Below are 14,733 nucleotides of genomic sequence, written 5' to 3'. Positions count from 1 at the left end.
GGCAGGCTTCGTCAATCGCGATGGCTTCTCAATGCCACACCATGCCACGCCCACCCTATCCAGGCCCTACAAATACGACCAAAGGCTAATATCAGAAGGCCCTCCATGGGCTGCCAATGACATAGGGAAGTCTCGCGATTGTCCATTTCGCCATACGGAGCATTCATCATGCACGAAGTCACGCCCATCGCTTTCATCACCGGTGCGACCTCGGGAATCGGCCAGGCCTGTGCCCACCGCTTTGCCGCTGCCGGGTGGGGGCTGGTTCTCACCGGGCGGCGCGAATCACGCCTGGATGCGCTGTGCCAGGCACTCGGCGATACGGTACCGGTGCATGTTGCCCCACTGGACGTCACCGATCATCGAGCGATAGAAAAAGTGGTGAGCGACCTTCCGCCCCCTTTCGACAATATCCGCCTGTTGCTCAACAACGCCGGGGTAGCACTGGGCAAGGACCCGGCCCAGGAGGCCAGCCTGGAAGACTGGCATGCCATGATCGACACCAACATCAAGGGGCTGGTCAGTGTGACCCGGCTGCTTCTGCCCCGGCTGATCGCTCACGGCGTGGGCGGCACGGTGATCAACATCGGCTCCATCGCCGGCCACACGCCCTACCCCGGCGGCCACGTCTACGGCGCCTCGAAGGCCTTCGTCGAGCAGTTCAGCTACAACCTGCGCTGTGACCTGAGCGGTACCGGGGTGCGCGTCACCGACCTGGCTCCCGGCATGACCGAGAGCGAATTCACTCTGGTGCGCATGAAGGGCGACCAGGACAAGGCCTCCAACTATTACAGAGGCACCCGCTCGCTCCAGCCGTCCGACGTCGCCGAGCAAGCGCTGCATATCGCCGAACTCCCCCCATACGTCAACATCACGCGCCTCGAGGTCACCCCGCTGTGTCAGCAGTGGTCGCCCTTTACCATCGTGCGTGACAACTGAGCCGGCTCAGGCGGGCGCCGTGAGATGGTCCACCAGATGTCGCGCGATCACCGGCAGGGCATCGTACTGCCGGACTCCGATCACCAGTTCTCGCCTGGCCCACTCGTCGCTCAGGGGAATGCTGCTCAGCTGCAGATCCCCAAGCTCACGATAGATGGTCTGCTCCGGCAATACGCCGACACCCATGCCGTGATGGATCATGCGACTGATGGCATCGAAACTGCGCACCTGGATGCGCATGCGCAGCGTCTTGCCGGCACGGCCTGCCTGCTCATGCAGCAGGGACTGCAGGGAAGTGTCCTGCTGAAGGCCGATGAAATCGTGCTCGGTGGCCTCGTGCAGATAGATCGACTGCCGCTCCGCCAGTGGATGATCTCGTGGCGTCATCAAGACCAGGCGGTCGCTGCGATAGGGCATCAGTTGAAGGGCATCGCAGGCCACGTGCCCGGCGAATATGCCGACATCGGTCAAGCCATCGCGGACGGCGGCGATCACCTCCGAGCTGATACGCTCCTGAAGGTCAATCTTGATCTCGGGGTAGAGTCGCGAGAAGGCGCTCAGGTCCTGAGGCAGAAAAGCAATGATCGCCGAGGTATTGGAATGGATACGCACATGCCCCCTGACACCTTCGCCATATTCGCTCAGCTCCGCATGAAGGCGTTCGATGTCTTCGAGGATGCGACGGGCGTGATGCAGGAAGGCATGCCCTGCCGGGGTCAGCTCCACTCCGCGAGGCCGGCGATACAGCAGCGAGGTACCGACCAGCGACTCGAGATCGCTGATGCGCTTGCTGACTGCTGCCAGCGCCATGTGCTCCCGCTCCGCCGCTGCGGTCAGCCGGCCTTCATCGGCAATCGACACGAAGAGCTTGAGCGTCATGAAATCAAAGCGTCGCACGGCTTGGCATCCTCCGGCCGGTTACTGGGCAGCCAGATAATCTTACGCCATGTCTTCGTCATGGACGAACCCTGACTTCCTCTTTCCTGAATTGTTGCCGCCCTTTGCGTCCCGCAACCTGAAGGGCATCCGCGCACGGAGTGCTCACTATGACGAACCCGAAAGACCGGTGCCTGCCGCTCGACGGCTTGAAGGTTCTGGAACTCGGTCAGCTGATAGCCGGCCCCTTTGCCACCAAGCTGCTCGGTGAGTTCGGCGCCGACGTGATCAAGATCGAACCGCCGAAAACCGGCGATCCTCTTCGCAAATGGCGAATGATAGAAGATGGTACCTCGCTCTGGTGGCACGTTCAGACGCGCAACAAGCGCTCACTCTCGCTGGACCTGCGTAGCCAGGAAGGCCAGGCCCTGGTCCGTCGACTCGCTGCAGAAGCCGACGTACTGGTGGAAAACTTCCGCCCCGGGACCCTGGAGAACTGGGGGCTGGGCTGGGAGGAGCTCTCGACCCTCAATCCGGCATTGATCATGGTGCGCGTCTCCGGCTACGGCCAGACCGGCCCCTACCGGGACAAGCCCGGCTTCGGCGTCATCGGCGAAGCCATGGGCGGGCTGCGCTACCTCACCGGCCACCCCGGCGAGCCCTCGGTTCGGGTGGGCGTCAGCATCGGCGACTCGCTCTCCGCCCTCTATGCCGTTATCGGCACCCTGCTTGCGCTACAGGAGCGCGCCCGCAGCGGGCAGGGCCAGGTCATCGACGTCGCGCTCTACGAATCGGTCTTCGCCATGATGGAGAGCCTGCTGCCGGAATATGACGCCAGCGGCGAGATCCGCGAGCCCAGCGGCAGCGCCCTACCCGGCATCACCCCGTCAAACGCCTACCGCTGCCGAGGGGGCGACTATGTGCTCATCGCCGGCAACGGCGACAGCATCTTCAAGCGCCTGATGGGGGTAATCGGCCGGGACGACCTGGCCCAGGAGCCGGCTCTCGCCCATAACGACGGACGCAGTCGGCAGGCCGAACACATCGACGGCGCGATCGAAGCCTGGACCCAGGCGCGCTCCCGCGACGAGATCATCGAGAGCCTCGAAGCCGCCCGAGTCCCCGTCGGCTATCCCTATACCGCCGCCGATATTGCCAGCGACCCCCACTACCTGGCCCGGGAGATGATCCAGACCTTCGTCCGGCCCAATGGCAAACCGCTCAAGGTTCCCGGTGTCCTCCCCAGGCTGAGCGCCACTCCCGGAAGGCTCGGAAACGGCGGCCCGTCCCTCGGGCAGCATACCGACGAGGTACTGGACGAGCTGGGTATCGATGACGAGACCCGGGCCAAGCTACGCCAGGCAGGCATCATCTGAAGAATCCCAGGAGAGCCCCATGACACGCTTGCAGATCAACGAGGTAGCACCCCGCGACGGCTTGCAGATCGAAGCTGCCTTCGTGCCAACGGCTGATAAGATCCGGCTGATCGATGCCCTGTCGGCCACCGGCCTGGCACGCATCGAGGCAACGTCGTTCACCTCGCCGAAAGCCATTCCCCAGTTGAAGGATGCCGAGGAGGTCGTTCGCGGCATCCAGCGCCGCAAGGCGGTTGGCATTACCGTACTCGTTCCCAACCTGCGCGGCTGCGAACGAGCGCTCGCCTGCGGAGTAGATGAGCTCAACCTGGTGATGTCGTCGAGCGACTCCCACGGCCTTGCCAACCTGCGCATGACGCCGAGCCAGTCGCTGGAGCGATTCGCCGCCATTCTCGAAGTGACGGCCGGAAGCGGCGTTTTCGTCAACGCCTCGCTCTCCACCGCCTTCGGCTGTCCGTTCGAGGGCGACGTGCCTCAGGCACGGGTCATGGAACTGATTGGCGAGCTGGTCGATATCGGCGTCGACGGCATTACGCTGTGCGACACCACCGGCATGGCCAACCCTGCGCAAGTCGGCAGGCTATGCGAGGCGGCCCTGATTGGCTGGCCCGGAACGCCCTTCACGCTGCATTTTCACAATACCCGCGGCATGGGCCTGGCCAACGCGCTCTCCGCTTGGCAGGCTGGAATCACTCGTTTCGATGCCTCGCTGGGCGGGTTGGGCGGCTGTCCCTATGCACCCGGGGCCACCGGCAACGTCTGCACCGAGGACTTAGTACACATGTTCGAGCAGATGGGGGTGAACACAGGTGTCGATCTGGATGCGCTGCTGGCCGTCTCGGCCGCCCTGCCCGCATTGGTCGGACACGACACCCCCGGACAGGTGGTCAAGGCCGGCAAGGCCGATCGCCGCTATTCCATGCAAAACGTTACCTGATTACTCACCTTGATCAGCCATCGGGCCAATCTTGAGCCACACTGAAAGAGCCCGGATGGTCAAGACGTTATACATCGTTCTCCCTTAGCGATTGTCTCCACCAACGTTGCCACGCCGCTGTATGAGTAGCTTCAGCTCACGACGGGAGGCCGCAGGCCTCCTGGCAGTATTGCCAACGCCAACGGTCACCGCCACCGCGGCGGCCTCCACCAGGCGCCTGCTGAGGCTTATACGTAATCAGGAAACGTTAAGACGTACTCTCGCCGATCCCCTGAACGACATAGTCCCGCGCCACGCCGATGTGGTAGTCGATGGCCTCACGGCAACAACCGGGATCCCCGCTGGCCAGAGCATCGAGCAGCAGCCAGTGGGAGGTGGAGATAGTGTCGGGATCGGCATGGGTCTTGCCAATCAGCGCGAGACAGAGCCGCAGTTCGTGGGAAATGTCGTCGAAGGCCTTGAGCAGGCGTCGGTTGCCGGCAAAAGCGATCACCATGCGGTGAAAGACCAGATCCTCCTCAATCTTGTGGCTCTCGCTGTCGCCGGTGGCCACCTCGCACATCACCTCGACCTGGCATCGAAGCGCCTGCTCCTTGTCTGCATCGAAATCGTCCACCAAGCGCAGCATGGCGTGTCGTTCCAGGCACAGCCGCAGGTCGAATATGTCGTTCAGCTCGGCGGCGTCAAGCCCGCGGACGAAGAAGCCTCGACGGGGCTGGGAAACCAGAAGGCCACGGCTCTCCAGCAGGCGTGCCGCCTCGCGAACCGGTGCGCGACTGACGCCCAGATCGCGCGCCAGTTGCACCTCGGACAAGCGCTCACCGGGCGCGAATTTCTGGCTGATGATCGCCTGAGTCAGGTAGTCCGCGACCTGCTCAACCAGGTTGCGCTGCTGAATGACCGTGGAATCACCAATAGCGTTGGATGACGACATGCTGACTAGGCTCTTGATGGAGGATTGAACCTAGAGTATGGCGCAAGCGCTCCATCTGTCGACTGTCGACAGTTTGTGGAACCGCTGCTATGGTCATTAAGATTGCTCAAGAATGTCATCAATAAATCAACATCGATAATTCACGACAGCAACGACAAAACAAGAAGGAACGCGATAATGATGATGAAGACACCATTGGCCACCGCCATCGCCGCCTTGGCCTTGACCTCCACGTTCGCTATTGCCGAGGAGCCCAGGTCCGGCGGTACCATCAACACCATCATCCAACCCGAGCCCCCGGGCCTGGTGCTGGGCATGGTGCAGAACGCTCCGACCCGCGTGGTGGCCGGCAATATCTATGAGGGGCTGTTGCGCTACAGTACCGACCTCGAGCCGGTGCCGCAGTTGGCCGAATCCTGGAATGTCAGCGACGACGGCCTGACCTGGACGTTCCATCTGCGCGAAGGCGTGCTGTGGCACGACGGCGAGCCGTTCACCTCCGCCGACGTGGTCTTCTCGGCCGATGTCTTTCACCGTGAGCTGAACCCCAGCGCCCGTGCCGTCCTTCAGCATGTGGAGAGCATCGAGGCGACCGACGACCATACGGTAGTCTTCACACTCTCCGACCCCTTCGGCCCTTTCCTGCTCTCCTTCGAGGCCGGCACCTTCACCATGCATGGTGCCCAAGCATCTCTATGAAGGCACCGACTTCCGTGACAACGAGCACAACAACCATCCCATCGGAACCGGGGCCTTCAAGTTCGAGAACTGGGACCGCGGCACCGTCATCCAACTGGTCCGCAACGATGACTACTACGAGGATGACTTGCCTTACCTGGACGGCATCAACTGGCACATCATCCCAGATGGCGCCTCCCGCGCTGTGGCCTACGAGAACGGCACCGTCGACGTCCTGCCCAACGGCACGGTGGAAAACTTCGACATCCCGCGTCTGTCTGCCATGGACAACACCTGCATCACCGACGAGGGCCACGAGTACTTCAGCCCCTTCGCCATGCTGTGGATGAACAACCGCGAGGGGCCAACCGCCGATAAGCGCTTCCGCCAGGCAGTGATGTACGCCATGGATCGTGAGTTCGCTCATGAGGTGCTGTGGAACGAACTCGGTAACGTTCCGCTTTCCGCCTTCGGTTCCAATGCGCGTTTCCAGAACGACGAACTGGATCCCTACGATCACAACCCTGAGCGGGCCCGTGAGCTGCTCGACGAGATGGGCTATGACGGCGAGGAAGTGCGCCTGTTGCCGCTACCCTACGGCGAGACCTGGACCCGCTGGGCCGAAGCCGTGCAGCAGAACCTGCGCGAAGTCGGCGTCAACGTGCGCACCCAGTCCACCGATGTTGGCGGCTGGAACCAGCGCCTCTCGGAGTGGGACTACGACTTGGCCTTCACCTTCCTCTACCAGTACGGGGATCCGGCACTGGGCATCACGCGCTCCTACCTCTCGGATAACATCGAGAAGGGCTCACCCTGGAACAACGTCGGGGGCTACGAAAACGAGCGGGTCGACGAGCTGTTCAACGAGGCCGCCACCGCCTTTCCCGATGAAGAGCGTGAAGCGCTTTACCACGAAGCCCAGGAAATTCTCCATGAGGATGTTCCCGTCGGCTGGCTGATGGAACTCGGCTTCCCGACCATCTACCGCTGCGACGTGAAGAACCTGGTCACTTCCGGCGTCGGGGTCAACGACGGCTTCAAGGATGCCTGGCTAGACCGCTAGGCCGCTAGAACGCAGCGTGACGGGGGCGGCCTGGCCGCCCCCGCTGTTCCCGGTAAGCACTTATCGAAAGCACTGATCGAAAGCACTGATCAATGGGCGGTGTCCTAGCGCGACATGGATCAGGGCTTTCATCCCGATTGTTGAGGCTCCCGCATGCTCTATGCACGCTTGATCCTGATGCGGCTGCTCAAGGCCGTCGTCGTCCTGTTCATGATCGTCATCTTCAATTTCTTCCTGATCCAGATGGCACCCGGCGACCCCGCGGCGATTCTGGCCGGCGAGGCCGGTGCCACCGATCAGGAATTCCTGCGCCAGCTGCGCGAGCGTTTCGGCCTCGACCAGCCCCTTTATGTACAGCTATGGCGCTATGTCTCCGGCATCGCCATGCTCGACTTCGGTTACTCCTATCGACAGCAGATGCCGGTCCTCGACCTGATCCTGGCCCGCCTCCCCGCCACCCTGTTGCTCACCGGCACGGCCTTCGTGCTGTCGTTGGCGCTCGCATCGTCGCCGGATCCATGGCCGCCGCGCGGGTCAAGAAGCCCTCCGGCTCGCTGATCATGGCGCTGGCCCTGATCTTCTACGCCACCCCGCTGTTCTGGGTCGCACTGATGGCGGTGGTGCTGTTCTCGGTCTATCTCGACTGGCTGCCCGCCTACGGCATGTACACCGTGGGAGCAGGCCTCGAGGGCTTTGCCCTGGCACTTGACGTGGCCAAGCACCTGGTGCTGCCCGCCACCACCCTGGCGCTGTTCTTCATGGCCATCTATACCCGTATGACCCGCGCTTCCATGCTCGAGGCCAGCCAGCAGGACTACGTCAAGACCGCCCGCGCCAAGGGCCTCAGCGCGCGGGTCATCCAGCGACGACATATCCTACGCAATGCCCTGCTGCCGATCATCACCCTGGCCGGCCTGCAGGCAGGCCAGATGGTGGGCGGTGCCATCCTCACAGAGACCGTGTTCGCCTGGCCCGGCATCGGCCGCCTGATGTACGAGGCGCTGATGCAGCGTGACTACAACCTGCTGCTGGGCATCTTCTTCTTCTCGGCCGCCCTGGTCATCGTCTTTAACATCATTACCGACCTGGTCTATCGCCTGGCGGATCCGCGTATCAAGGAGGGCTCATGAGCTTCTTCGCCCGTTTCGCCCAGAACCGGGGTGCCCTGATCGGCCTGGTCATCCTGTTGACGATCATCCTGATGGCCATACTCGCGCCCTTCCTCTATCCCGACTCTCCCTGGCGCATGGTCCAGCGCCCCTTCCTGGCGCCCATGGAAGTGGAAGGCTACCTGCTGGGTACCGATACCATGGGCCGCGACGTTGCCGCCGGCATTATGCACGGCGCCTGGGTATCGCTGCTGATCGGCCTGGTCTCGACCACAGTAGCGCTGGCGATCGGCGTGCCCTTGGGTGCCATCGCTGGCTACTATGGCGGCTTGATCGACGATGGCCTGATGCGCTTCACCGAGTTCTTCCAGACCATTCCCAACTTCGCCCTGGCCATCGTGCTGGTCGCGATCATGCAGCCCAGCGTGACCTCCATTGTGCTGGCCATCGCCATCGTCAGCTGGCCGCCGGTGGCCCGCCTGGTACGTGCGGAGTTCATGTCGCTGCGACACCGCGAATACGTGGAAGCGGCCCGACTCGTCGGCCAGACAAACCGCACCATCATCCTGCGCCAGATTCTGCCCAATACCCTGTCGCCGATCATCGTGCTTGCCTCCTTGATGGTGGCCACCGCCATCCTGCTCGAGTCGGCGCTTTCCTTCCTGGGACTCGGCGATCCCAACGTGATGTCCTGGGGTTACATGATCGGCGCCGCCCGCACCGTGATTCGTCAGGCCTGGTGGCTGAGCTTCTTCCCCGGTTTCGCCATCCTGCTGACGGTACTGGCACTGAACCTGGTGGGTGAAGGGCTCGATGATGCACTTAACCCGAAACTTTCCCGCGAACGCTCATGAGCGCCGGAACGGTCATTAAGGGAAGCGCTGAACAAATTGCCGAGCGAGATGAAGCGCAAGGCGCACGGAGCACAGGAACCGGAGCATATGGGGTATATGTGAGGATTTCGACCGGGCTGGCGCACCAGCACCGCGCAACGCAGCGATTCGCTCGTGCAGGCATTTGTGCAGTGTTTCATAAGGAGAGTCCCATGAGTGAACCAGTACTGAGCATTCGCGGCCTGACCCTCGCCCTGCCCAAGGGCGCAGACCGCGCCTATGCCGTGGAGGACGTCAGTTATGACGTGGAGCGCGGCGAGATCATGTGCGTGGTGGGTGAATCCGGCTCGGGCAAGTCCATGGCGGCCAACGCCCTGATGGGCCTGTTGCCCAAGGGCGTGCGCCCCACTGCCGGCGAAGTAATCTTCGATGGTCAGGATCTGCTGACGCTGACCGAGAAACAGCATCGCAAGCTCCGCGGCCTGCGCATCGGCATGATCTTCCAGGAACCCATGACCGCCCTCAACCCCTTGATGCGGGTCGGTGCCCAGATTGCCGAGGTCTTCGAGGCCCACGGCAAGTACAGCGCCAAGGAGCGTCAGGAGCAAGCGCTGGCTCTGCTGGAGGAGGTCGGCATTCCCCAGCCCGACAAGGCCATCCGCGCCTACCCCTTCCAGCTCTCCGGCGGCCAGCGTCAGCGGGTCATGATCGCCATGGCCCTGGCGCTGGAGCCGGAACTGTTGATCGCCGATGAGCCCACCACGGCCCTCGACGTGACGACACAGGCGCAGATCCTCGAGCTGATCCGCGACCTGCAGCAGCGCCGCGGCATGTCCGTCATGTTCATCACCCACGACTTCGGTGTGGTGGCCGAGGTCGCCAGTCGGGTCTGCGTCATGCGCTACGGCCAGATCGTCGAACTCGGCCCGGCCAAGGAGGTGCTGGAAAACCCGCAGCACGACTACACCCGAGCCCTGATCGAGGCGATACCCAGCAACATCATCCCCGAAGCCCGCGGCGGCGAGCGACCCGCCCCGCTGCTGGAAGTGAAGGGGCTCAACAAGGTATTCCGCTCCAAGGGTGGCCTGTTCAAGGCGGCGCGCGAGGTCCGCGCCCTGGACGATGTCTCTTTCACCCTGGCACCTGGCGAAACCGTCGGTATCGTCGGCGAGTCGGGCTCCGGCAAGTCGACCCTGGGTCGCTGCGTGGTACGCCTCGAACGCCCCGACAGCGGCACCCTTTCGCTCGCCGGCACCGACTTCACCACGCTCACCGGCGAGGATCTGCGTCGCCAACGCTGGCGCGTGCAGATGATTTTCCAGGACCCCTACGCATCGTTGAACCCGAGAACCCGCGTCGGCTATGCCATTGCGCAGGGACCCATGGCCAACGGGGTGTCTCGAGAGAAGGCAATGAAGCAGGCGGGAGAACTGCTGGACCTCGTGGGCCTCGGCGCCGTGGCCGTGGATCGCTTCCCCCATGAGTTCTCCGGGGGCCAGCGCCAACGCATCGGTATCGCCCGCGCCCTGGCCCTCAATCCCGAACTGATCGTTGCCGATGAAGCCGTATCCGCGCTGGATGTCTCGATCCAGGCCCAGATCCTGGAACTGCTGGAGGACCTCAAGCAGAAGCTCTCCTTGTCGCTGCTCTTCATCACCCACGACCTGCGGGTGGCGGCCCAGATATGCGACTACATCATCGTCATGCAGAATGGCCGCATCGTCGAGCAGGGCACCGCCCAGGACGTTTTTCTCGCGCCCAAGGAGGCCTATACCCGCGAACTGCTCGACGCCATTCCCGGCCGCGCCCATGAGTTGGAAAGCGCATGAACGCACAAGGAAACCGAATGAAAGCCCTGCTCAAGGAGATCCAAGCCCTGGTCGGCCCCGGCAACGTGCTGACCGGGAGCGACGTCACCCAACGTCGGGTCGACTGGATGACCGGCGCCACCTGCCAGGCGGAGGCTATCGTGCGCCCCGGCGATACCCGCGAACTCTCCGACGTGATGCGCCTGTGCCATGCCGCCGATCAGCCGGTGGTGGTCCATGGCGGGCTAACCGGCCTCGTGCACGGCAGCGTAACCTCATCCGACGAACTGGCCATCTCGCTGGAGCGGCTGACTGCCATCGAAGCCATTGACCCGGTGAGTGGCACCATGACCGTACAGGGCGGCGTGCCGCTCCAGCGGGTACAGGAACTGGCCGAACAATACGACCTGCAGTTTCCATTGGACCTGGGAGCGCGTGGCTCCTGCACCATCGGCGGCAATATCGCCACCAATGCCGGCGGCGTGCGTGTCATTCGCTATGGGATGATGCGTCAGCAAGTGCTGGGGCTGGAAGCCGTGCTGGCCGACGGCACCGTGGTCAGTTCCATGAACCATATGCTCAAGAATAACGCCGGCTACGACCTCAAGCAGCTGTTCATCGGCAGCGAAGGCACCTTGGGCATCGTGACCCGGGCCGTACTCAGGCTTCAGCCAAAAATGAGCAGCGAGCAGACAGCACTAGTGGCCTGCCCTTCCTTCGAGGCACTCACCGGACTGTTGCAGCAGATGCGGCATGCCCTGGGAGGCAGCCTGGGCACCTTCGAGGTCATGTGGCGCAACCACTATGCCCTGCTTACCGTGGAGAGCGGCCGGCACACGCCGCCCCTATCCACCGAGGCTCCCTTCTACGCCATCGTCGAATCTCTCGGCGTCGACGACGAGGCCAGCAGCGCCCGCTTCGGCCAGGCGTTGGAGTCCGCCTTCGAGGCCGGCCTGATCGTTGACGCCGTGTTGGCTCAGTCCGACAACCAGCGTCGCAGCATCTGGGATATCCGCGAGGACATCGAGGGGTTGATCCTTAACCTGGCGCCACTGCTCACCTTCGACGTGAGTCTGCCCATCCCCGAGATGCAGGCCTACACGGATCGGCTGGAAGCCGACCTGCGCCGGGACTGGCCCCAGGGACGCATGGTGGTGTTCGGCCACCTGGGCGATGGCAATCTGCACGTCTCGATCAGCGTGGGGAGCGACGCGCCAGATACGCGTCGGGCCGTGGAGCGACTTGTCTACACCCCACTGGCAGAGCTCGGCGGCTCGATTTCCGCAGAGCATGGCGTAGGACTGGAGAAACGTAACTACCTGGCGCTATCGCGAACCCCCGAGGAGATTGCCTTGATGCGCACGCTGAAGCAGGCGCTTGACCCCAAGGACCTGCTCAATCGCCACAAGGTGCTGGCCCCGGAGACCTAGGCGGCATGTCGGCTCCCGTCACCCCCGCTCTGCTTCAGCGCACCGGCATCTCCACGGCGCTGCTCATTACTGCCATCGGCCTGTTCTGGGGTGGCAACTGGCCGGCGGTGCGCTTCAGCCTGATGGATATTCCCCCGTTCAGCCTCAGGGCCATCGGCTTTACAACCGGCGCCGTGATGCTGCTCGGCTGGGCCTGGATACGGAAGCTGTCGCTTGCCATCGGCATCGACGAGTGGCCCTGGCTGGCGGTTGCCGGCCTGTTCACCATCCTCGGTTTCAACGTAGGTACCGCCTTCGGCCAGCTGCACATGCCCACCTCCCAGGCCGCCATCATCGCCTTCACCATGCCGTGCTGGGCGCTACTGATGGCGATAGGCCTGCTCGGCGAGCGGGTCACCCTGCGACAGTGGCTGGGCCTGGGGCTTGGCCAGGCGGGCCTGCTGATACTGCTGGGGCCGGCCGCCTGGCAGGCCGGCTTTGGTGGACTTGTCGGCCCCCTCTTCGTACTCTGCGCCGCCCTGTCATGGGCCCTGGGCACCGTGCTGATCAAGCGCCGCGGCGGCTGGCAGGGCCATCCGGTCGTCATCACCGGCTGGCAATTCGCCATCTGTGCAGTACCGATGCTGGTGCTTGCAACAGCCCTCGAGTCGCCACCGTCGCCCACCGAGTGGCGAACCACCACCTGGCTGGGGTTGGGTTATCATCTTGTCTTCGCGATCTGTCTGGCCCAGATGCTGTGGTTTCGTAACGTCAATCGGCTGTCCATCAGCCAATCCACCATCAGTACGCTGATCATCCCGGTGGTGGGGGTCGGCAGCGCCGTCGTACTGCTGGGCGAGCCCTTCACACTGCAGATCGCGATGGCCCTCACCCTTACCCTGTCAGCCGTGGCGATCGTCATGACACAGCGAAAGAGGGCAATACGATGAGTTCATTTTCCAACGGGAGACCCGAATGCCTCGCTTCCCCGACCACCTGACCGGCTCCGGCCCCAGCAACCCCTTTCCCGGCATCAAGGTGCTCGAGCGGCGCATCGGCCGTGAGATTCCTCACCGGCTGGGTTCCAACGAAGGCCTGGACATGCCACACCGTGCCCTGCGCGAGCGTTTCGGTGACGCCATGGTCGAGCATGTCTACTGCTACGGTGATTCGGAGGCGCTGGGGGTACGGCAACGGCTCTGCGCCCTGCATGGCTTCCCGCTGGAGGCGACCCTGGTGGACGCTGGCGCCGACAGCCTGATCGCACTCGCCCTGCGCACCACCACCACGCCGGGCTGTACGGTAGTCAGTGCCAGCGGCACCTACCCCACTTTTGGCTATTTCGCCCGGGGTCAGGGCTGCCACCTGATCGAAAAACCCTACGAAGAGCGTCCGGGGATTCTCGCCCCGGACGTGGACGCCCTGCTGCGCACCGCCCGTGAAAACCAGGCGCGCCTTGTGTATCTCGCCAATCCCGACAACCCCAGCGGCCATCTGCATAGTGACGACACCATCCGTCGGCTGCGGGCCGAGCTGCCCGACGACTGCTGGCTGCTGCTCGACGAGGCCTACCACGACTTTCGTGACGACGCCGACGCCGCCTTCAGTCGCGAGGTTCTGCCGGGGGTAATCAGGCTACGTACGCTGTCCAAAGCCCATGGCCTGGCCGGACTGCGGATCGGTTATGCCATCGCCGAACCCGACACCCTGGCAATGATGATGAAGGTGCGCATCCATTATGCGGTGTCGACCCTGACCCTGGCCGCGGCCGAGACGGTGCTGGATCACAACGATGAAGTGCGTCAACACGTCTGCGAGGTCAAGGCACGTCGCCAGCGGCTCGCCAATCATTTCGCAGCAATCGGGGCCGAGGTGCTGCCTAGCGCCACCAACTTCATCGCCCTGCGCCTGCCGAGCGCCGAGTTGGGGGAGCGACTCAACCGCGAGCTGCTGGAGGCCGGTCGACTCATCGCCCGGCCCGCCCACCCGGACCTGGGCCACATCCTGCGCATCACCGCGGTGGAAGACGCCCTGCAGCCGGGTCGATTCGATATCCTGGAGCAGGCGTTGGCCAATGTGAAGGATGGGGCTGGCGACGGGGCTGCCGGCAGGTGAATTACCCTTTGCTGATCGACATGGCGTAAAATCTTGGATCGATGCTCAGGAGCCTGTCGGATTCTTGACCGATGGCCGAAAGACCGGATCTCGCAGCTCAGCGTCAAGTCCGACAGGCTCCGACTGTTCAAGGAGGACACCACATGATCCGCATCCGCCCCTATCAGCCCAACGACTGGCCCGACATTTGGGAATTCATGGCGCCGGTCCTGCATGCCGGCACCACCTATGCCGTGCCACGAGGAATCGGCGAGTCAGACGCCTACCGCATGTGGGTGGAGCTGCCCCGTGCAGTCAGGGTGGCCGAGGATGCCGCAGGCAATGTCCTCGGTACCTATTATCTCAAGCCCAACCAGCCGGGTCCCGGTGACCATGTCTGCAACTGCGGCTACCTGGTCGACGAAAAGGCTCGCGGCCAGGGCATCGCCGGCATGATGTGCCAGGATTCACTTGGCCTCGCCCGCGCGCTGGGTTTCACCGCCATGCAATACAACATCGTAGTGGCAACCAACGAGATCGCCATCCGGCAGTGGCAGAAGCATGGGTTCTCCATCGTCGGCACCCTTCCCAGCGCCTTTCGCCATCCCGAACAGGGGCTGGTGGATGCCCATATCATGTACCGCCTCCTGTGAGGCCAGCTCGAGTAACAGGCTCTT

11 protein-coding genes and 2 pseudogenes are annotated in these 14,733 nt (G+C 63.3%); 11 read left to right on the top strand and 2 right to left on the bottom strand.

Features of this window, described 5'->3' with window-relative positions; translation table 11 throughout:
* The first annotated feature begins 168 nt into the window (after positions 1 to 168).
* On the top strand, positions 169 to 939 hold the full coding sequence (locus DU490_RS10005; RefSeq protein ID WP_114574155.1) for an SDR family NAD(P)-dependent oxidoreductase: 771 nt from the start codon (positions 169 to 171) through the stop codon (positions 937 to 939).
* 6 nt (positions 940 to 945) lie between these two features.
* On the opposite strand, the gene DU490_RS10000 is transcribed toward DU490_RS10005, so the two are convergent.
* Positions 946 to 1,836, bottom strand: a complete 891-nt coding sequence (locus DU490_RS10000) for a LysR family transcriptional regulator (protein ID WP_114574154.1) — start codon at positions 1,834 to 1,836, stop codon at positions 946 to 948.
* Positions 1,837 to 1,985: 149 nt separating this feature from the next.
* Here DU490_RS10000 and DU490_RS09995 point away from each other — a divergent pair, with 149 nt between their 5' ends.
* Both DU490_RS09995 and DU490_RS09990 read left to right on the top strand, forming a co-directional pair.
* On the top strand, positions 1,986 to 3,191 hold the full coding sequence (locus DU490_RS09995; protein ID WP_114574153.1) for a CaiB/BaiF CoA-transferase family protein: 1,206 nt from the start codon (positions 1,986 to 1,988) through the stop codon (positions 3,189 to 3,191).
* A 19-nt stretch (positions 3,192 to 3,210) separates the two neighbouring features.
* Complete coding sequence (locus DU490_RS09990; RefSeq protein WP_114574152.1) at positions 3,211 to 4,128, top strand: hydroxymethylglutaryl-CoA lyase; 918 nt, start codon at positions 3,211 to 3,213, stop codon at positions 4,126 to 4,128.
* Positions 4,129 to 4,375: 247 nt separating this feature from the next.
* Here DU490_RS09990 and DU490_RS09985 read toward each other — a convergent pair whose 3' ends face one another.
* Positions 4,376 to 5,062, bottom strand: a complete 687-nt coding sequence (locus DU490_RS09985; protein WP_114574151.1) for a GntR family transcriptional regulator — start codon at positions 5,060 to 5,062, stop codon at positions 4,376 to 4,378.
* Positions 5,063 to 5,245: 183 nt separating this feature from the next.
* Between DU490_RS09985 and DU490_RS09980 the strand changes: the two are divergent.
* From DU490_RS09980 to DU490_RS09945, 8 genes and pseudogenes are all read left to right on the top strand, one after another.
* Positions 5,246 to 6,803 (top strand): annotated as a pseudogene (locus DU490_RS09980) (ABC transporter substrate-binding protein).
* Positions 6,804 to 6,956: 153 nt separating this feature from the next.
* Positions 6,957 to 7,933, top strand: a pseudogene (locus DU490_RS09975) (ABC transporter permease).
* A complete protein-coding gene (locus DU490_RS09970; protein ID WP_114574150.1) occupies positions 7,930 to 8,766 on the top strand; it encodes an ABC transporter permease in 837 nt (278 codons plus the stop codon). Before DU490_RS09975 ends, DU490_RS09970 begins: the two are co-directional and overlap by 4 nt.
* Positions 8,767 to 8,957: 191 nt before the next feature.
* Positions 8,958 to 10,574, top strand: a complete 1,617-nt coding sequence (locus tag DU490_RS09965) for an ABC transporter ATP-binding protein (protein ID WP_114574149.1) — start codon at positions 8,958 to 8,960, stop codon at positions 10,572 to 10,574.
* A gap of 17 nt (positions 10,575 to 10,591) precedes the next feature.
* Entirely contained in the window at positions 10,592 to 11,983 is a 1,392-nt protein-coding gene (locus DU490_RS09960) for an FAD-binding oxidoreductase (RefSeq protein ID WP_114574148.1), read from the top strand.
* A 5-nt stretch (positions 11,984 to 11,988) separates the two neighbouring features.
* The gene (locus DU490_RS09955; RefSeq protein ID WP_114574147.1) at positions 11,989 to 12,912 is read left to right on the top strand and encodes a DMT family transporter; all 924 of its coding nucleotides are present in this window, start codon (positions 11,989 to 11,991) and stop codon (positions 12,910 to 12,912) included.
* A 25-nt stretch (positions 12,913 to 12,937) separates the two neighbouring features.
* Complete coding sequence (locus DU490_RS09950) at positions 12,938 to 14,077, top strand: histidinol-phosphate transaminase (protein ID WP_114574146.1); 1,140 nt, start codon at positions 12,938 to 12,940, stop codon at positions 14,075 to 14,077.
* A gap of 143 nt (positions 14,078 to 14,220) precedes the next feature.
* A complete protein-coding gene (locus tag DU490_RS09945; RefSeq protein WP_114574145.1) occupies positions 14,221 to 14,709 on the top strand; it encodes a GNAT family N-acetyltransferase in 489 nt (162 codons plus the stop codon).
* Positions 14,710 to 14,733 lie beyond the last annotated feature (24 nt).

The sequence above is a fragment of the Halomonas sp. DQ26W genome, assembly GCF_003339685.1.
Classification (GTDB): domain Bacteria; phylum Pseudomonadota; class Gammaproteobacteria; order Pseudomonadales; family Halomonadaceae; genus Halomonas.
Note: the sequence above shows the minus strand (reverse complement) of the source record. Positions and strands in the feature narration are given on the sequence as shown.

Excerpts from the sequence above, each read along its gene's own strand:
- DU490_RS10005 (WP_114574155.1), top strand. The coding sequence starts at position 169 with ATGCACGAAGTCACGCCCATCGCTTTCATCACCGGTGCGACCTCGGGA.
- DU490_RS09995 (WP_114574153.1), top strand. The coding sequence starts at position 1,986 with ATGACGAACCCGAAAGACCGGTGCCTGCCGCTCGACGGCTTGAAGGTT.
- DU490_RS09990 (WP_114574152.1), top strand. The coding sequence starts at position 3,211 with ATGACACGCTTGCAGATCAACGAGGTAGCACCCCGCGACGGCTTGCAG.
- DU490_RS09985 (WP_114574151.1), bottom strand. The coding sequence starts at position 5,062 with ATGTCGTCATCCAACGCTATTGGTGATTCCACGGTCATTCAGCAGCGC.
- DU490_RS09970 (WP_114574150.1), top strand. The coding sequence starts at position 7,930 with ATGAGCTTCTTCGCCCGTTTCGCCCAGAACCGGGGTGCCCTGATCGGC.
- DU490_RS09965 (WP_114574149.1), top strand. The coding sequence starts at position 8,958 with ATGAGTGAACCAGTACTGAGCATTCGCGGCCTGACCCTCGCCCTGCCC.
- DU490_RS09960 (WP_114574148.1), top strand. The coding sequence starts at position 10,592 with ATGAAAGCCCTGCTCAAGGAGATCCAAGCCCTGGTCGGCCCCGGCAAC.
- DU490_RS09955 (WP_114574147.1), top strand. The coding sequence starts at position 11,989 with ATGTCGGCTCCCGTCACCCCCGCTCTGCTTCAGCGCACCGGCATCTCC.
- DU490_RS09950 (WP_114574146.1), top strand. The coding sequence starts at position 12,938 with ATGCCTCGCTTCCCCGACCACCTGACCGGCTCCGGCCCCAGCAACCCC.
- DU490_RS09945 (WP_114574145.1), top strand. The coding sequence starts at position 14,221 with ATGATCCGCATCCGCCCCTATCAGCCCAACGACTGGCCCGACATTTGG.